This window comes from Pseudonocardia tropica (assembly GCF_040105315.1).
Lineage (GTDB): Bacteria > Actinomycetota > Actinomycetes > Mycobacteriales > Pseudonocardiaceae > Pseudonocardia > Pseudonocardia alni.
The window spans coordinates 285,064-302,408 of record NZ_JBEDNP010000005.1; the positions used below are offsets into that span (position 1 = coordinate 285,064).

At 71.9% G+C, this 17,345-nt stretch carries 16 protein-coding genes and 1 tRNA gene; 8 read left to right on the top strand and 9 right to left on the bottom strand.

Features of this window, described 5'->3' with window-relative positions; translation table 11 throughout:
- Positions 1–27: 27 nt before the first annotated feature.
- The 3 genes from WHI96_RS11185 (at position 28) to WHI96_RS11195 (ending at position 2,043) form a co-directional block, all read left to right on the top strand.
- Positions 28–1,188 (top strand): class I SAM-dependent RNA methyltransferase, encoded by a 1,161-nt coding sequence (locus WHI96_RS11185; RefSeq protein WP_345653010.1) that lies wholly within the window; start codon positions 28–30, stop codon positions 1,186–1,188.
- On the top strand, positions 1,185–1,895 hold the full coding sequence (locus tag WHI96_RS11190) for a metallophosphoesterase (protein WP_345652992.1): 711 nt from the start codon (positions 1,185–1,187) through the stop codon (positions 1,893–1,895). The genes WHI96_RS11185 and WHI96_RS11190 overlap by 4 nt, the downstream gene beginning before the upstream one ends.
- A gap of 73 nt (positions 1,896–1,968) precedes the next feature.
- Positions 1,969–2,043: transfer RNA gene (locus WHI96_RS11195), tRNA-Leu, on the top strand.
- Positions 2,044–2,302: 259 nt separating this feature from the next.
- On the opposite strand, the gene WHI96_RS11200 is transcribed toward WHI96_RS11195, so the two are convergent.
- From WHI96_RS11200 to WHI96_RS11210, 3 genes are all read right to left on the bottom strand, one after another.
- A complete protein-coding gene (locus WHI96_RS11200; RefSeq protein ID WP_345652989.1) occupies positions 2,303–3,112 on the bottom strand; it encodes a S1 family peptidase in 810 nt (269 codons plus the stop codon).
- Positions 3,113–3,234: 122 nt separating this feature from the next.
- Positions 3,235–5,136, bottom strand: a complete 1,902-nt coding sequence (locus tag WHI96_RS11205; RefSeq protein WP_345652986.1) for a thiol-activated cytolysin family protein — start codon at positions 5,134–5,136, stop codon at positions 3,235–3,237.
- Positions 5,137–5,264: 128 nt separating this feature from the next.
- Positions 5,265–5,426, bottom strand: a complete 162-nt coding sequence (locus WHI96_RS11210; RefSeq protein ID WP_345652983.1) for a hypothetical protein — start codon at positions 5,424–5,426, stop codon at positions 5,265–5,267.
- Positions 5,427–5,523: 97 nt separating this feature from the next.
- Between WHI96_RS11210 and WHI96_RS11215 the strand changes: the two genes are divergently transcribed.
- The 3 genes from WHI96_RS11215 to WHI96_RS11225 all read left to right on the top strand — a co-directional run bounded on the left by WHI96_RS11215 (position 5,524) and on the right by WHI96_RS11225 (position 8,728).
- Positions 5,524–6,264, top strand: a complete 741-nt coding sequence (locus WHI96_RS11215) for an AfsR/SARP family transcriptional regulator (RefSeq protein WP_345652980.1) — start codon at positions 5,524–5,526, stop codon at positions 6,262–6,264.
- 149 nt (positions 6,265–6,413) lie between these two features.
- The gene (locus WHI96_RS11220; protein ID WP_345652977.1) at positions 6,414–7,046 is read left to right on the top strand and encodes an ANTAR domain-containing response regulator; all 633 of its coding nucleotides are present in this window, start codon (positions 6,414–6,416) and stop codon (positions 7,044–7,046) included.
- 353 nt (positions 7,047–7,399) lie between these two features.
- Positions 7,400–8,728, top strand: coding sequence for an ABC transporter substrate-binding protein (locus tag WHI96_RS11225; RefSeq protein WP_345652974.1), 1,329 nt, complete (start codon positions 7,400–7,402; stop codon positions 8,726–8,728).
- A gap of 144 nt (positions 8,729–8,872) precedes the next feature.
- On the opposite strand, the gene WHI96_RS11230 is transcribed toward WHI96_RS11225, so the two are convergent.
- The 5 genes from WHI96_RS11230 to WHI96_RS11250 all read right to left on the bottom strand — a co-directional run bounded on the left by WHI96_RS11230 (position 8,873) and on the right by WHI96_RS11250 (position 13,659).
- Positions 8,873–9,688 carry an ABC transporter ATP-binding protein gene (locus tag WHI96_RS11230; RefSeq protein WP_345652971.1) on the bottom strand — a complete coding sequence of 272 codons (816 nt, stop codon included), beginning with the start codon at positions 9,686–9,688 and terminating at the stop codon, positions 8,873–8,875.
- The gene (locus WHI96_RS11235; RefSeq protein WP_345652969.1) at positions 9,685–10,680 is read right to left on the bottom strand and encodes an ABC transporter ATP-binding protein; all 996 of its coding nucleotides are present in this window, start codon (positions 10,678–10,680) and stop codon (positions 9,685–9,687) included. The genes WHI96_RS11230 and WHI96_RS11235 overlap by 4 nt, the downstream gene beginning before the upstream one ends.
- Positions 10,670–11,665 carry a branched-chain amino acid ABC transporter permease gene (locus WHI96_RS11240; protein WP_345652966.1) on the bottom strand — a complete coding sequence of 332 codons (996 nt, stop codon included), beginning with the start codon at positions 11,663–11,665 and terminating at the stop codon, positions 10,670–10,672. The genes WHI96_RS11235 and WHI96_RS11240 overlap by 11 nt, the downstream gene beginning before the upstream one ends.
- A 10-nt stretch (positions 11,666–11,675) precedes the next feature.
- Positions 11,676–12,980, bottom strand: a complete 1,305-nt coding sequence (locus WHI96_RS11245; protein WP_345652963.1) for a branched-chain amino acid ABC transporter permease — start codon at positions 12,978–12,980, stop codon at positions 11,676–11,678.
- Positions 12,981–13,230: 250 nt separating this feature from the next.
- On the bottom strand, positions 13,231–13,659 hold the full coding sequence (locus tag WHI96_RS11250; protein WP_345652960.1) for a PaaI family thioesterase: 429 nt from the start codon (positions 13,657–13,659) through the stop codon (positions 13,231–13,233).
- A gap of 261 nt (positions 13,660–13,920) precedes the next feature.
- Here WHI96_RS11250 and WHI96_RS11255 point away from each other — a divergent pair, with 261 nt between their 5' ends.
- Entirely contained in the window at positions 13,921–14,514 is a 594-nt protein-coding gene (locus WHI96_RS11255; RefSeq protein ID WP_345652957.1) for a carbonic anhydrase, read from the top strand.
- Positions 14,515–14,518: 4 nt separating this feature from the next.
- Here WHI96_RS11255 and WHI96_RS11260 read toward each other — a convergent pair whose 3' ends face one another.
- Positions 14,519–15,367, bottom strand: a complete 849-nt coding sequence (locus WHI96_RS11260) for a class I SAM-dependent methyltransferase (protein ID WP_345652955.1) — start codon at positions 15,365–15,367, stop codon at positions 14,519–14,521.
- Positions 15,368–15,667: 300 nt separating this feature from the next.
- On the opposite strand from WHI96_RS11260, the gene rpsA reads away from it, so the two are divergent.
- Positions 15,668–17,158, top strand: coding sequence for a 30S ribosomal protein S1 (gene rpsA, locus WHI96_RS11265; protein ID WP_345652952.1), 1,491 nt, complete (start codon positions 15,668–15,670; stop codon positions 17,156–17,158).
- The last annotated feature ends 187 nt before the right edge of the window (positions 17,159–17,345 follow it).

Sequence of the window (17,345 nt, forward strand, 5' to 3'; positions counted from 1 at the left end):
GACACGGCGACCGACTGGACGGACCGCATGCTGGAGCTGCGGGTCGGCCCCGTCGCGCACGGGGGACACTGCGTGGCCCGCGACGGGGACGGCGGCCGGGTCGTGTTCGTCCGGCACGCACTGCCCGGTGAGCTGGTCCGCGCGGTGGTCACCGACGACCCGGGCGGGGCGTTCTGCCGCGCCGACGCCGTCGCCGTGCTGGAGGCGTCCCCGGACCGGGTCGAGCCCGCCTGCTCGTGGGCCGGGCCCGGTGGCTGCGGCGGCTGCGACTTCCAGCACACCGACCACGCCACCCAGCGCGCCCTGAAGACGACCGTCCTGCGCGAGCAGCTGGAGCGTCTCGGCGCCGGCGCCGCGGTCGTCGCCACCGCCGACCTCGCCGCCGTCGAGGTCGAGGAGCTCGCCGGTGGTCCGCTCGGCTGGCGCACCCGGGTGCGGCTGGCCGTCGACGACGACGGCGTCCCCGGCCTGCGCGCCCACCGCAGCCACGACGTGTGCGAGATCGGCGACTGCCCGCTCGTCCCGGCCGGCGCGCTGCCCCCGGTGCTGGAGCGCCGCTTCCGGCCCGACTCCGAGCTCGACGTCACCGTCGTCGGCGACGGCGCCGCCCGGGTCGGCTCCGGCGCGACGGTGCACGCCGCGGACCGCACCTGGGAGCTGTCGGCCGGCACGTTCTGGCAGGTCCACCCGGCGCTGCCGGACACCCTCGCCTCCGTCGTGCGCGACTGGGCCGACGCCCCCACCGGTGGCGTCGCCTGGGACCTCTACGGCGGCGTCGGGCTGCTCGGCTCGGTGCTCGCCGACCAGGTGGGGGAGTCGGGGACCGTACTGGTCGTGGAGTCCGCCGCGACCGCGGTCGCCGACGGCGCCTCCGCGCTCGCCGACCTGCCGCAGGTCCAGTTCGTGCGCGGCCGCGCCGAGCGCGAGATCAGCCGGCTCGGCCCCGACCCCGACGTCGTGGTCACCGACCCGCCGCGCGCCGGGCTCGGGAAGGCCGCGGTGCGCGACCTCGCCGCCCGCGCCCCGCGGCGGATCGTGCACATCGCCTGCGACCCGGCCGCGCTGGCCCGGGACCTGTCGCTGTTCGCCGCCGCCGGGTACCGCGCCGCCGCACTGCGGGCGTTCGACGCGTTCCCGATGACCCACCACATGGAGGTGGCCGCCCTGCTGGAGCGGATCCCACGGTGACCACCGTCGTCCAGCTCTCGGATCTGCACCTCGGCCGCCCGGGCACCGACGGCCGGGCCGCCCGCGCCGTCGCGGGGGTCCGGGCGCTGGACCCGGCGCCGGAGGTCGTGCTCGTCACCGGCGACCTCGCCGACGACGGCGCCCCCGGGGCCTACACGTCCGCCGCACGGCTGCTCGACGGCCTCGGCGCGCTGCACGTGCCCGGCAACCACGACGACCGCGCCGCGATGGCCGACGCCGTCGGCCCGGTGGGCGACCGGCTGCACCGCACCGGCGGGATCACGGTCGCACTGCTCGACACCCTGGTCCCCGGGGCGCCGCACGGGGAGCTGTCCGACGCCGCGGTCGCCCTGCTCGCCGACGCCGTCCGGGACCCCGCGCCGCTGCTGGTCGCCCTGCACCACCCGCCGGTCGCGGTCGGGCACCCGGTCCTCGACGGGATACGGCTCCTCGACGCCGGCGTGTTCGAGGCCCTGCTCGCCGCGCGCAGCGACCCGACGCTGGTGGTGTGCGGGCACGTCCACACCCCGCTGGCGACGACGTTCGCCGGGCACCCGCTCGTCGTCGCCCCGTCGGTGGCGCCCGCCCTGCGCTGGCCGGACGTGCCCGGGGCCGGGGGCAGCGACCCCGTCCCGGCGCCGGGCGGGGTGCTGCACGTGCTCGGCGACGGGCCGCCGCGCAGCCGGTTCCTGAGCTGGCCGGCGTGAGGCGGGTCGGCTGCCGGGAGCAGCCCGGAACCCGCTAAGCTCAGTGGAGAACTGAATACGCCGAAAGCATCAGGCCCCCGTAGCCCAATCGGCAGCAGGCAATGCACTCAAAATGCATACAGTGTGGGTTCGAATCCCACCGGGGGCACCTTCTCCGGAATTGTCGGTGCCACGTGCCACGGTTCCGGAATGCACCCGCCGCAGGTCGTGGACAGGGCCCGGTCGCTGTACCGGTCCGGGACGCCACCCCGACCGCTTCCTGCGCGGCCCGTTCCGTTCCGACGGCTGTCGCACCACGAACCGTGTCCGGGCCCGCCGTCCGACGGTTCCGTGCGCGGGTACGCCGTCGCCGCGCCGGACACCGCGGGCGGGCCGGAGACGTGACCGGGTCCACCGGTGGCGACGAGTCACGTCGGGGGAACGGGGATGCCGGCGTCGGCCAGCGCGCTGCCGATGAAGTCCCGATGGACGTCCACCCGCGTGTAGATCCCACCGTCGCCACAGCGGCGTCGGACACCCTCGGTGGCCCGGGAGGTGAGACCTGCCAGCGCGATCTCGTCACCCACCATCACGTAGGCCGGCCCACCGCTGTCGCCGTTGCACGAGTCGTAGCCGCCTCCGCCGGCCACGAACTCGCGGTCCGACTCGAATCCCCATCGTTGCTCGGCCACGCCGAGGTCGTCGGTGGGGGTTCGGCGCAGCGCGGTGATCCCGACGGTGACCTGTCGCTTGACCCCGAAGCCCTTCGTGGCGCGGAAATCGTCGTTGCCGAATCCCACCAGCGTCGTCGAGGTGGCCGCAGACAGCTCGGCGGCCGAGGCGATCCGGACCGGTGTCGTCGCCGCCTCCGTGCGCAGAACCAGGACGAGGAGGTCGTATCCGACGGAACCCGCCGAGTAGCGAGGGTGTGGGACGACGGTGCGGACCTCGACCAGCTCAGCCGCACCGAGGTCGGACACCGACTCGGCCGCGAGTGCGACGATGTTCGGAGACCGGGTCGCGGAGCAGTGGGCGGCGGTCAGCACCACTCGTGGATGAACGAGCACCCCGCTGCAGGACCACGACTCCGCACCGTTCGGTGAGCGTCGACCGATCAGCGCGCACTCGGGGAACTCGCCCGGCGTCACGTCGACCCCGCCGATGATCCGGACGAGCTCGTCCGCGAGGGCGATCCCGTCACCGCCTGCCCGCGCCCGGTCGTCGCCGGGGTCACGCATGTGGGCGCTGAGGATCTGCGCCAGGTCGTTGTACCGCCTGGTCAGGTTCTCGACGGTCTCGCGGAGGTCGTCGTCGCACCCGGGACACGGGCCGCGCCTCGGGCCGGACGGTCCACACATGATCAGACGCGGATGCCGGCTGCGGCGGCATCTGCACGGACCACGGACACCAGGGAGGTCCACTTCTCGTCCGGGTTGCCGTTGTACGGGTTGTTGTCGTTGACGGCGAGCAGGATGCGCCCACCGCTCCCGGCGGGGACCTTCCCCTGCCAGAACCCGCCCGCCTCGAACCAGGTGTGCCCGTCGAAAGAGGCGATCAGGCAGTACGCAGTCCCGGACGGCAGCGGGGCGCCGCGATCGGCGTCGTGTCCGGGCCAGCCCTCGGGTCCGTGCGTGCCGGCACCGAACACCCCCGACCAGATCGCGCCGCCCGTGCTGATGGTGACCGTGTCGCCGGGGTTGACCTGGATCCGGGTGTCACGCAGTCCACCACCGGGTCCGTCCCACACCTCGAACGGCGTCTCGGGGACGTCGACCCCGACTGCGGTGAGCGGCGTGACGTACTCGGCGGTCAGAGCCACCATCGCGAGCCGGTTGTCAGCGATGTGCCGCGCGACGAAGGAGACCGGGGCTCCGAGGTTCCGCGAGTTGAACACCAGCCCACCGGCGTAGACGGCCGGGAGCTCGGTGACCGGATCAGCGATCGACCGGAAGTTCAGCACTCCGGGCACACCGACCGTGTAGACCTTGACGACGGCCGACTCGAGCACCTCCCTGTGCTCGAGGGCGATCGACCCGCTCGCCTGCACGCCTTGGGTGTAGCTCGCGGACATCGCCGCCCTGAGCTGCGAAGTGGAGAACGCCCCCTGTGCGGTGACGACGATCAGCCGGCCGTACTGGACGCTGTCGACGTACAGCGGCGGGTTCCCCGGCCCGAAGAACGGCTGCAGGTCGGCGAGCTGCACGCCGTCCGGCCAGAAGCCCTCCGACCGGCTGTCGAGGGCCTCGAACCGGGCCGAGTAGAACACCTGCCGGATGACCCCGACGACGGTGTTCTGGCGGTAGCTCTGGTTGAGGGAGGCGTTGGCGTCGACGCTGAAGTTGGAGCCCGTGATGTCGAGGCCGGCCTTCACCCCGATCTCGCGCAGCGTCGACGCACGTTCGAAGGTCGTCTTGAGCTGGGACACGGAGTCGGCCGGGTCGGCCTCGGCGATGATGTCGCGCCGGGCCTGATTGACTCCGGTCGCGTCGATCGTGTCCAGGGTCCGGCTCTGCCCGAGCGGGGTGCCCACACCGACGTCCTCGGTGTGGATCATGTCAGTGACGATGCTGATCCGGCCACCGACACGGGGCAGTGGTCCGATCTCGGCGAGGTCACCGCTGAGCAGGGCCTGGCCCTGGACGGGCTGCCCCGGGTACACGCCGAGGCGGCCGATGTCCTGCAGGTACGCCTGCTCGACCACAGCGTTGACCGCGCGGCGTCGTTCCTCGGTGATGAGGTAGGCGACCCCGTTCGAGGTCTCGGTCTTCGGGGGCGCTGTCCCGAGGCTCACCTCGCTGCTGACCACGGGCGGCATACGCCCGGCCTGGGACAGGGAGTCGCTGCGGGTGGAGGCTCGAGCGGCGAGGTCGACGAATCCGAGCTCGATCCGGCCTGCGCCGCCGGGTGCACCGGACGCCCACAGCACGTCGTCGTCGTTGTGTCGGACGACCAGGTTCCCGTCGTCTGCGAGGAACAGCGTCGGATCGACGATTCCGGTGCCCCATGTCCCGCTCCGCCACCGGCGCAGACCGGAGGAGTCGACGAGTGTCAGACTCCCGTCATCGGACAGGCGCGCCCGTAGCGGCCCGGAGGTCGGGAGACCCGAGGTCCCGGACCGCCAGTAGATCGTCGTCGCGCGGACGGGTCCGCGGTGCAGGACGAGGTCGCCGTCGTCGCGGAGCAGGAGCGTGGAGGCCCCGTTGGCAGACACGAGCGTCCCACCGACCGGGAGGGTCTCGCCTGCCTTCAACAGATTCGACATGACCGTCGATCTCCTTCGTCGCATGCGGGTGACCGGTGCTCGCCGCTGTGTCCGCGATGTGCACCGGAGTCGTCCCGGCTCGTCGGAGGCGTGCCCGGGACAGGGGATGTCGGCGCTGTCCGGGTCCTTCAGGGGACCAGTTCGATCCAGCCCCGGATCATGTCGTGGGAGATCTGTCCGACCAGTTCGGGATGGTTGTCGTGCACGTGCTGATCGACGGTGCGGATCAGGGCGTCCTCGTCGGTGTCCCGGACCTGGTATCCGCACTCGCAACTGACCTGGTGCTGCACGGCGGCCTCCTGGTCTCAGATGATCTGAATTGTGGAGATCGGAGTATGACGGCGTCGGATTGTCGCGAGGTTGTCGAATCCTTGTCACGATGACGGAGTGCGTATCCAGCTGCACGAACAGTTCACCGTTGTGGTCGACGGCAGTGCGGTCGAGCGTCTGCTCCCCGGCCGCAGGGGCCGGATGCTGGTTGCGTTCCTGGCCGCCGAGTCACAACCGGTCGGTAGGGAGAGACTGATGGAGACCGTGTGGCAACCCGAGCGCCCCGGTGAGACCGCCACTCGGGTCTTCAACCCGCTGTTGTCCCGGGTACGGACGGTGCTCGGCCCGGCCCAGATCCGCGGTCGCGAGGTGCTGCAGCTGGTACTGCCCGACGGTGCGCTGGTCGACTCGGTCCGGGCGAGGACGGCATTGCACGATGCGGAGGCCGCGGCCGGTGCCGGTGACTGGAGACGCGCGTGGGCGCAGGCGTTGAGCGCGATGTTCGTGACACAACGTGAGTTCCTGCCCGGAGTCGATACCGAGTGGGTCGCCCGGCGCCGTGACGAGGCTCGGGCGGCCCACATCGCGGCGATGGCCTGCTATGCCGAAGCCTGCCTCGAACTGGGCGGGTCTGAGCTGCCCGCGGCCGAACGGACCGCCCGCTCGCTCGTCGACGCGGACCCGGTCGGAGAGCGTGGGCATCGCCTCCTCATGCAGGCGATGACACGGCGTGGGGATCGAGCTGCGGCGCTCGCGGCTTTCGGCCGCCTCCGGTGCCTGCTGCGCGAGGAACTGGGCGTCGGTCCGGGCCGGCAGTCGACCGACTTGTACCGCCGCCTGCTCGACGACGGGATCTGATCCGGTCGTCGCCCCTCCGATCGGACGGGTAATGCGGTCGACGGAGCGTGTTTCCGCACACGAAAGTCCGAAGTGGTTCGGCTGTGCACCCGCACCGCCGGTAGCCTGAAACCTCCGGACACCCCACTGACCGATGAAGGAGTTCTCCGGTGACCGACAACGTTCCCGCAGAGACGCCGGCCGAGGACGGCCCGCAGCCCGGGTGGCGGGTGCTGGTCGTCGAGGACGAGGCGCTGATCCGCATGGACCTGGCCGAGATGCTCTCCGAGGAGGGCTACCGCATCGCCGGTGAGGCCGGCGACGGCGAGGCCGCCATCACCCAGGCCCGCGCGCTGAGGCCCGACCTGGTGATCATGGACGTCAAGATGCCCAGGAAGGACGGCATCGAGGCGGCGTCGACCATCGTCGAGGAGAAGATCGCGCCGGTCGTCATGCTGACCGCGTTCAGCCAGCGCGAGCTGATCGAGCGCGCCCGCGACGCCGGCGCCATGGCCTACCTGGTCAAGCCGTTCGCCCGGCACGAGCTGGTCCCGGCCATCGAGCTCGCCGTCTCCCGGTTCGCCGAGAAGAAGGCGCTCGAGGACGAGGTCGCCACGCTCAACGAGCGGTTCGAGACCCGCAAGGTCGTGGACCGGGCCAAGGGCCTGCTCATGACCGCGCAGAAGATGTCCGAGCCGGAGGCGTTCCGCTGGATCCAGCGGACCGCGATGGACCGCCGGACGACGATGAAGGCCGTCGCCGAGGCGGTCGTCGAGGGGCTGGCTCCGGCCAAGTCCTCCTGAGGCGGCGGCGGCGGTCGGCCGCCGCCCGACACCGTCGTATCGGCCCCGTCGCGCACCGCGCGGCGGGGTCGTCGTCGTGTGTGCCGGATCGCGGCGCATCGTCGCAGGCGGTCCACCGGCCCGTGGTGTGCCGGGCGGGTCGCGAATCCCGTTCCGATGCGTCGTGACACGGTTCAGGTGACCGAATGTGGCCGTCCGGGCACCGAGGAAGCTTCACTTGTGTCACGGTGGTGTCGCCGGATCACATTCCTGTCACGAGTGGTGATGAGGTCCCATTTCCTGGTTCGGGCGTACTACTTTTCCGCCATCCTCCCGCGCTGCTTCGGGTGGGCGGAGAACCGAAGGGGACTCGAATGACGCGAACGACGTGGCGACTCGCCGCCCTCGCCGGGGCGGCGTCGCTGGTACTGGCCGGATGTGGCGGTGGCGGGGACACCGGCTCCGGCGGGGCCACCGGTGGCTCGGAGGAGCCCGCCGCCGCGGGGCAGGCATGCACCCCGCCGCAGGCACAGGCCAGCGGCAACCCCAGCACCGCGCCCCTGAAGATCGGCTCCCTGCTGCCGGAGACCGGCAGCCTGGCGTTCCTCGGCCCGCCCGAGTTCGCGGGTGTCGACGTCGCGGTCGAGGAGATCAACGGCGCCGGGGGAGTCCTCGGCAACCCGGTCCAGCACCTGCGCGGTGACTCGGGCGACGACACCACCGACATCGCGAACCAGACCGTCGACCGGCAGCTCAGCGCCGCCACCCAGGTCATCGTCGGTGCGGCCGCGTCGGGCGTCTCCAAGCTGGTGATCGACAAGATCACCGGCGCGGGTGTCGTCCAGTTCTCGCCGGCCAACACCTCCGACGAGTTCACCTGCTGGCAGGACCGCGGCCTGTACTTCCGGACCGCGCCGCCGGATGTCCTGCAGGGTCAGGCGCTCGCGCAGCTGATCACCTCCGACGGCGGCCAGCGGGTGGCGCTGCTCGCCCGCAACGACCCGTACGGCTCGGGCCTGGCGGACAGCGCCGAGCGCAACCTGGTCTCCGCCGGCATCCCGCAGGACCAGATCACCAAGATCATCTACGACCCGAACGCGGCGTCCTTCAACCCGGAGATCGACCAGGTCGCCCAGTTCAACCCGGACTCCGTCGCGGTCATCGGCTTCGACGAGTCCAAGCGGATCCTGTCGCGCATGAGCGAGGTGCAGATCGGACCGGCCCAGAAGGCCGTGTACGGCACCGACGGCAACATGGGCAACGCTCTGGGCGAGGGACTGCCCGCGGGCCTGCTGAACGGGATGAAGGGCACCCTGCCGCTCACCGAGCTGTCGGGTGACTTCCGGCAGCGGCTCACCGCGCAGGACCCGAGCCTGACCGACTTCAACTACGCGGCGGAGTCCTACGACGCCGTCGTGATCTCGGCGCTGGCCGCCGAGGCCGCGAAGTCGACCAACGGTGCGGACATCGCGACCCAGATCAACGGGATCACCAAGGACGGCGAGAAGTGCACCGACTTCGCCGGCTGCAAGGCGATCCTCGACCGGGGCGGTGACGTCGACTACGACGGCGCCACCGGCACGCTCGACTTCACCGACGCCGGTGAGCCGGGCTCCGGGTCGTACGGGGTCCAGACCTTCAACGGCCAGAACCAGATCGACGAGGCGGCGACCACCTACGTCCGGGTCGGCGCCCAGGGCTGACACACCGCACCACACGCACCACGACGAGGGGGCGGGCCGCCACGGCCCGCCCCCTCGTCGTGGTCCCGGAGGATCGGCGGCAGGAACACGACGGCCCCCGCCCCGTGGGTGGGGCGGGGGCCGTCGCGGGACCGGCGCGTCAGGTCACTTCTTCTCGCTGCTCCCGGCCAGCGTCCCCAGGTACAGCTCGATGACCTTCGGGTCGGTCAGCAGGTCGCGGCCGCCCGCCGTGTAGGCCGCGCGGCCCTGGTCGAGCACGTAGCCGCGGTCGCAGATCTGCAGGCAGCGACGCGCGTTCTGCTCCACCATGATGACCGAGACCCCGGCCGCGTTGATGCGCTTGCAGCGGACGAACACCTCGTCCTGGAGCATCGGGGACAGGCCCGCCGACGGTTCGTCGAGCAGCAGTACCGACGGTTCCATCATCAGGGCCCGCCCCATCGCGACCATCTGGCGCTCGCCGCCGGACAGCGACCCCGCCTTGATCTTCCGGCGCTGCCCCAGCATCGGGAACAGGTCCGCGACGACGTCGAAGCGGGCCGCGAACGTCTTCGGCCGGAGGAACACGCCCATCTGCATGTTCTCCTCGATCGAGAGCGAGGGGAACACGTTGTCCCGCTGCGGGACGTAGCCGAGCCCCTTGGTGACCAGGGCGTGCGCCTTGGCCCCGGTGATCTCGGCGTCGCGCAGCCGGACCGTGCCGCTGCGCACGGGGATCAGCCCGAACATGGCCTTGAGCAGCGTCGACTTGCCGGCGCCGTTGGGCCCGATGATGCCGACGATCTCGCCGTCGCGGAGGAAGAAGTCGCTGCCGGTCAGGATGTCGACGCCCGGCACGTACCCGGCGACGAGGGTGTCGACCCGCAGCACGGCGCCCTCGGCGAGCTCGCGGTGGACCTCCGGGGTGGCGGCCTGCTCCGGTGTCATGACCCGGTCGGCGCCGGGTGCCTGCTCGCTCATGTGCGCTTCCCCTCCTGGTCCGGGCGGGCCGGACCGGTGCCGTCGTCGGCGAGGGCGCCCTCGCTCTCGGCGGCCTCCATCTCGGCAACGATCTCCGCGGTCTGCCCGGCCGGGTTGCCGTGCTCGTCGAACTCGAGGACCTGGTCGTGGTGCGAACCGAGGTAGGCGTCGACGACGGCCTGGTTCGACGACAGCGCCGAGGGCGGCCCCTCCGCGATCACCTGCCCCTGGGCCATGACGACGACCCAGTCGGAGATGTCCCGGATGACGTCCATGTCGTGCTCGACGAACACGACGCTCATGCCCTCGTCGCGCAGCGACTTCACGTGCCCCAGCAGGCTCTGGGTGAGCGCCGGGTTCACCCCGGCCATCGGCTCGTCGAGCATGACGACCTTCGGGTCCATCATCAGGGCCCGCGCCATCTCGAGCAGCTTGCGCTGCCCGCCGGACAGCGACCCGGCCAGGTCCTCGGCCTTGGTGTCGAGCTTGAAGCGGGCCAGCAGCTCGCGGGCCTGCTCGGTGATCCGCCGTTCCTGCGCGCCCCAGCCGGTGAACAGCGCGCCGAGGAAGCTCTCGCCGCGCTGCCCGACCGCGCCGAGCTTCATGTTCTCCAGCACCGTCATGCCCGCGAGGGCCTTGGTGAGCTGGAACGTGCGGACGACGCCCTTGCGGGCCACCCGGTGCGGCGGCAGCTTCTGCAGCGGGCTGCCCTCGTAGATCCAGGAGCCCGTGTCGGCCCGGTCGAACCCGGTCAGCAGGTTGAACAGGGTCGTCTTCCCGGCGCCGTTGGGGCCGATGAGGCCGGTGATGGCGCCGCGCTGGAACTCCAGGTGGGCGACGTCCACGGCCTTCAGGCCGCCGAACGTGCGGGTCACGCCGTCCACGGTGAGCACCGGGTCCGGCTTGGCGACGCCCGGCTCCGGGGCGACGCCGGTCAGCGTGCGGGCCGGGTCGGTCACGGTCGGGTCGGGGGTCGTGTCCTCAGCGGCCATCGCCCAGCACCTCCCTGCGGCGTCCGAAGATGCCCTGTGGTCGGAACACCATCATGAGCCCCAGGAACAGGCCGACGAGCACGAAGCGGATCGCGCCGACGTCCTGGGAGGAGATGAACGGCAGCAGCGGCGACTCCCCGGCCGTCGCCTGGCGCAGGAACGCGTCGGCGACCGAGAGGAGGAACCAGAACGCCATCGCGCCGACCACCGGGCCGAAGACCCGTCCCGCGCCGCCCAGGATGAGCGCGGCGTAGGCGAAGAAGGTCTGCGGCGGCGAGTAGAAGTCCGGCGTCAGCGACTGGGTCGCCAGGGCGAACACGATGCCGCCCAGCGCACCGAACACCCCGCCGAGGGCGAGCGCCTGCATCTTGTAGGCGAAGACGTTCTTGCCCAGCGCGCGGGCTGCGTCCTCGTCCTCCCGGATCGCCTTGAGCACGCGGCCCCACGGGCTGCGCACGAGCAGCCAGGTGAGCAGCACGCACAGCCCGACGACCGTCCAGCCGACGAGGATCGACCAGAGGTCCGGCCCGCGCAGCGACAGCACCCCGAAGTCGTAGGTGCCGGTGCCGAACGGGTTGGCGCGGGCGAAGGAGTCGGCGAACCCGGTGAGGCCCTGGGTGCCGCCGGTGAACCCGGTCTGCGAGGTCGACCGGGTGACCAGGCGCAGGATCTCCGACGCCGCGATCGTGACGATCGCCAGGTAGTCCGCGCGCAGCCGCAGTGTCGGGATGCCGAGCACCAGGGCGAGCGCGACGCCGCAGGCCATACCGATGATCACGCCGAGCCAGAGCGGGGCGCCGTAGTTCGCGACCGAGATGCCCATCCCGTAGGCGCCGACCAGCGCGAAGCCGATCTGGCCGAAGTTGAGCAGCCCGGTGTAGCCGAAGTGGATGTTGAGGCCGAGCGCCAGCAGCGCGAAGAAGATGGCGGAGGGGCCGATCAGCTGCGAGAGCCCGACCGTGAGGAGCTGTCCGAAGTCGATCATGTCCGCCCCCTCAGCCGATCCGTGCCCGGGACCCGAGCAGGCCCTGCGGCCGGAACACGAGGATCACGATCAGCACGGCCAGCCCGCCCAGGTACTTGAGGTCCAGCGGCAGCACCAGCGTCGACAGCTGCACGAGGATGCCGACGATCAGGCAGCCGAGCAGTGCGCCGTAGGCGGTGCCGAGGCCGCCGAGGATGACGCCGGCGAACATCAGCAGCAGCAGGCGGAAGCCCATCTCGTACTGGACGGTCGAGGACAGCTCCGACAGCGCGAACAGCACGCCGCCGAGGGTGGCCAGCGCGCCGCCCAGCATCCAGACGAACAGCACCACGCGGTCGACGTCGATGCCCGACGACGCGGCGAGGTCCCGGTTGTCGGACACCGCGCGCATGGCCTTGCCGATCCGGGTCTTCTGGAGCAGCAGTGCGACCGCGACGAGGACGACGACCGCGATCACGATGGCCGACAGGTCCTTGTCGGTCAGCGCGACCGGGCCGTAGTTCCGGACGGTCTGCCCGGTGTAGTCGGCGAAGGACTCCGACCGGCCACCGAATATGATCAGCACGAGGTAGCGCAGCGCGATCGACAGGCCGATCGAGACGACGAGCTGGGCGATCAGCCCGGCGCCCCGCCGGCGCAGCCGCCGCCAGACGCCGAGCTCGTTCGCGGCGCCCAGCAGGGCGCCGATGAGCATCGCGACGATCGTCGCGGGGATCAGCTGGACGCCGCCGCCGACGTTGATGAACCAGGCGATGACGGCGCCGATGGTGACCATCTCGCCGTGCGCGAAGTTCGTCAGGCCGGTGGTGCCGAAGATCAGCGACAGGCCGACCGCCGAGATGCCGATGACCAGGCCGAACCGGATGCCGTCGACGAGCAGGCGCAGGAACGTGGCGAACCCGCCGGTGGCGGCGCCGGAGACCTCCTCGCCGAAGCGGAACACCACGGTGTTGAGCGACCCGGCGGTCACCTCGCGGGTGGTCTCGCCCTGGAGGACCTGGGTGCCGGGCGGCAGCGAGGCCTCGTCGAGCCGGAACAGGTAGGAGCCGGGACCGGGGACCGAGAGGGTCCAGCGGCCGTTCGCCCCGGAACGGGCCTCACCGACCGGCGCGCCGTCGCGCTCGGCGGTGATGCGCACGTTCGGCAGCGGCCCGCCGTCCTGGTCCCGCAGCGTGCCGCCGACGTCGATCCCGTCCTGCTGCTGGGACGGGACGACGGTGGCGGCCGGGATGGCTGCGGCTCCGGTTGGGGCGGTCGCGGCGGCGGCCGTCCCGGACAGGGCGAGCGCGCCCAGCAGGGCGATGAGCAGACCCACCAGCCACCGGGCGGTGGCGGTGATGGGGGAGGGCCGGGGGGCGCCGGGGGGCGGGGTGACCGCCCGGCCGGGGCGCGGTCGGCGCGGGATCGGGGGTGGTGACAACGTTCGTCCTCGTGGGTCGTCCGACACGACTCTGTGCGACACCCGGATGGGTGGTGGGGCGAACGTAGCCGAGGGGGGAACTGGTACGGACGTCTCGGACAAGGACGTAGCCGAGACGTAACGCGACGGTGCCGCAGGGCGAGTGTCAGGTCACCGGCGGTTGTGTGTCGCGGTGCAGGCAGGTCAGCTTCGCGGTGCAGACGCGGCGGCCGTCGTCGTCGACGAGGACGATCTCGGAGGTCGAGGTCGACCGCCCGACGTGGATCGGCCGCGCGGTCCCCGTGACCCAGCCCGACGTGGCGGACCGGTGGTGGGTGCAGGCCAGCTCCAGCCCGACCGGGAGCCGCTCGGGCAGCGCGTGCATCGCGGACAGGACGGACCCCAGGGTCTCGGCGAGGACACCGCTGGCGCCGCCGTGCAGCAGCCCGTAGGGCTGGCGGTTGCCCGCGACCGGCATCCGGCCGACGACCTCGTCGAGGTCGGCCTTGAGGATCTCGATGCCCATCCGGTCGGTGAGCTGCTCGTCGGCGTGCTCGGAGTTCGGCTCCGGCAGCTGGTCGGGGGTGATCGGCACCCGCCGACCCTACGACGCGCCGCGGCCCGGGACGACGTCGTGCCGCGTGGTGCACACCGTTCGTGTCCGCCGCGGGCCGCGCCGGCCGCCGACACGGGCCCGCCGTGACCTGGACACCGGCCGGCCGGAGCGGCCTGGGACGCTCCGGAGCGTCGGCCGTGCGGGTCTCGTCACACGGGAGGGGTGCGGCGGCGTGCATGCTTGCCCGTGCGGACCCGTTCGCCGATCTTGGTCGGTGAGAAGCCGACCGAGGGAGACCCTATGGCGAACGACAGCAGGCCGACCGCCGCCCAGGCGTGGCAGATGATGCTGGAGGGCAACGGCCGCTGGCAGCGCGACGAGCGCGAGGACCCGCGCCGGTCCGCCGAGGAGCGTGCCGCCGCCGTGGCGGGGCAGACCCCGGCCGCGATGATCCTGTCCTGCTCGGACTCCCGGGTGCCCGCCGAGCTGGTGTTCGACCTGGGCCTGGGGGACCTGTTCGTCGTCCGGACCGCGGGCCAGGTCGTCGACGACGCCGTGCTCGGCACGCTGGCCTTCGGCGCCGGGGCGCTGGGCATCCCGCTGCTGGTGGTGCTCGGCCACTCCCAGTGCGGCGCGGTGAAGGCGGCCGTGTCGGTCGCCGCCGGACAGCCCGCGCCGGCGCCGTCGACGCTGGGTGCGCTGGTCGGCGACATCGTCCCGGTGTGCGAGGGGGAGGGCGAGGGCGCCGTGGCCGGCGCGGTCGACGCCAACGTCCGCCGGGTGGTCGCGCAGCTGACGTCCGACCCGTCGCTGTCGGGGGCGGTCTGCAACGACCACCTCACGATCATCGGCGCCCGCTACGACCTCGAGACCGGCGCGGTCCTCGAGGTCTGACGGCTCAGCCGGGCCGGTGGGTCACGAGGATGGCGGTTCCGGGGAACAGCGCGCCGCGCAGCGGCGACCACTGTCCCCACACCCGCTCGTGGCCCTCCGGCCACTCCGGCTCGACCAGGTCGTCGAGCACCAGTCCGGCGGCGACGACGTCGCGCACCCGGTCGCCGAGCGTGCGGTGGTGCTCGACGTAGGTGGCCCGGCCGTCGCCGTCGACCTCCAGGTACGGGGTCCGGTCGAAGTAGGACTGGACGACGGTGAGCCCCTGCTCGCCGGGGTCGTCGGGGAACACCCAGCGCATCGGGTGGTTCACCGCGAACACCCAGCGCCCGCCGGGGCGCAGCACCCGGTGCACCTCCCGCATGACCCGCCCCGGGTCGGCGACGAAGGGGATCGCCCCGAACGCCGAGCAGGCGTGGTCGAACGTGGCGTCGGCGAACGGCAGGTGCTCGGCGCCGGCCTGCACGAGCGGCACCGGCAGCCCGAGAGCGGTGTTCAGCCGGGCCGCGTGGCGCAGCATCCCGCCGGAGACGTCGAGCGCGACCGGGTGCGCCCCGCGGCGGGCCAGCCACCGGCTGCACGGGGCGGAGCCGGCGCCCACCTCCAGCACCCGCTTCCCGACGAGGTCGGCGGGTGGGCCGAGCAGCCCCGCCTCGTCCTCGTGCAGGTTCTCCGGGCACCAGACGAACGCCTCGTCGCCGATGTCGGCGCCGTGCTCGGCCAGGTAGTCGTCGGCGTCGGCGTCCCACCAGCGGCGCCCGGCCGCCTCGGACTCGGCGCTGCCGACGCGGCGCCGGGCGACACCCGTGGTGCCCACGGCGTACTCGGCGGAGAAGTACTCGTCGCGGCTGCTCATGACCACCCGATCGTCGCAAGCGCGTGCGTTCCCGCGGATGGCGGACCCGCATTGCCGGGGGGTTCGCGGGCCGCGTAGCATTCTTCCCGCACCGTGGTCAACGTGTCGGCCGACCGCGCGGCGCCACTCCAGCGCCGGTCTCGCGGACGTCCGTGCACCGATGTTCCCGACCACGGGAATCGACGCCAGAGGGTGACTGTTACAACGTCACAGCTACACGTACCAGAACCGGGGCGCACTGCTGCAGCAGAGCCGACCGGGCCGACCATGCCAGAGAAATCCATCGGAGCACCTCACTACATGTCCACCGACACCACCGCCGCCCCGACCACGCCGCAGGTCGCTATCAACGACATCGGGTCGGAGGAGGACTTCCTCGCCGCCATCGACCAGACGATCAAGTACTTCAACGATGGCGACATCGTCGAGGGCACCATCGTCAAGGTCGACCGTGACGAGGTTCTGCTCGACATCGGCTACAAGACCGAGGGCGTCATCCCCTCGCGCGAGCTGTCGATCAAGCACGACGTCGACCCCGCCGAGGTCGTCGAGGTCGGCGAGTTCGTCGAGGCCCTCGTCCTCCAGAAGGAGGACAAGGAGGGCCGGCTGATCCTGTCCAAGAAGCGCGCGCAGTACGAGCGCGCCTGGGGCACGATCGAGGCCCTCAAGGAGGCCGACGAGCCGGTCGAGGGCACCGTCATCGAGGTCGTCAAGGGCGGCCTGATCCTGGACATCGGGCTCCGCGGCTTCCTCCCGGCCTCGCTGGTCGAGATGCGCCGCGTGCGCGACCTGCAGCCCTACGTCGGCCGCAAGATCGAGGCCAAGATCATCGAGCTGGACAAGAACCGCAACAACGTGGTCCTGTCCCGCCGCGCCTGGCTCGAGCAGACCCAGTCCGAGGTGCGCAGCGAGTTCCTCAACCAGCTGCAGCGCGGCCAGGTCCGCAAGGGCGTCGTGTCCTCGGTGGTCAACTTCGGTGCGTTCGTCGACCTCGGTGGTGTCGACGGCCTGGTGCACGTCTCCGAGCTGTCCTGGAAGCACATCGACCACCCGAGCGAGGTCGTCGAGGTCGGCCAGGAGGTCACCGTCGAGGTCCTCGACGTCGACCTGGACCGCGAGCGCGTCTCCCTGTCGCTGAAGGCGACCCAGGAGGACCCGTGGCGCCTGTACGCCCGGACCCACGCGATCGGCCAGATCGTGCCGGGCAAGGTCACCAAGCTCGTCCCGTTCGGCGCGTTCGTCCGCGTCGAGGAGGGCATCGAGGGCCTGGTGCACATCTCCGAGCTGGCCGAGCGCCACGTCGAGATCCCGGAGCAGGTCGTCCAGGTCGGCGACGACGCGATGGTCAAGGTCATCGACATCGACCTCGACCGCCGGCGCATCTCGCTGTCGCTGAAGCAGGCCAACGAGGGCATGACGGTCGACACCGAGTTCGACCCGACCCGCTACGGCATGGCCGCCGAGTACGACGACCAGGGGAACTACATCTACCCCGAGGGCTTCGACGTCGACTCCGGCGACTGGAAGGAAGGCTTCGACGAGGCCCGCGCGGCCTGGGAGAAGCAGTACGCCGAGGCGCAGGCCCGCTACGACCAGCACATGGCGCAGATCCGCAAGGCCGCCGAGGCCGAGGCGGAGGGCGGCAACGACATCGCCCCGGCGAACTACTCCTCCGGCGGTGACGACGACCGTTCGACCGGCGGTGGCGGTGGCCAGGCCGAGTCGGGTGGCTCGCTCGCCAGCGACGAGCAGCTCGCCGCACTGCGCGAGAAGCTCTCCGGCGGGGCCTGACAGCCCCCTGCCGGTCCCCCGTGGACCGGCGACAGCACCACACCGGGCCCCGGTGACCGCCACGGTCACCGGGGCCCGGCCCGTTCCCCGGGCGCCCTACGGGGCCCGGTGGCCGCCCGTTCACGTCGCTCGGCGTGTCAGAGCGGACACGCCAGGTGCAGATCACGGTTCGGCTGCGGTTGGTCAC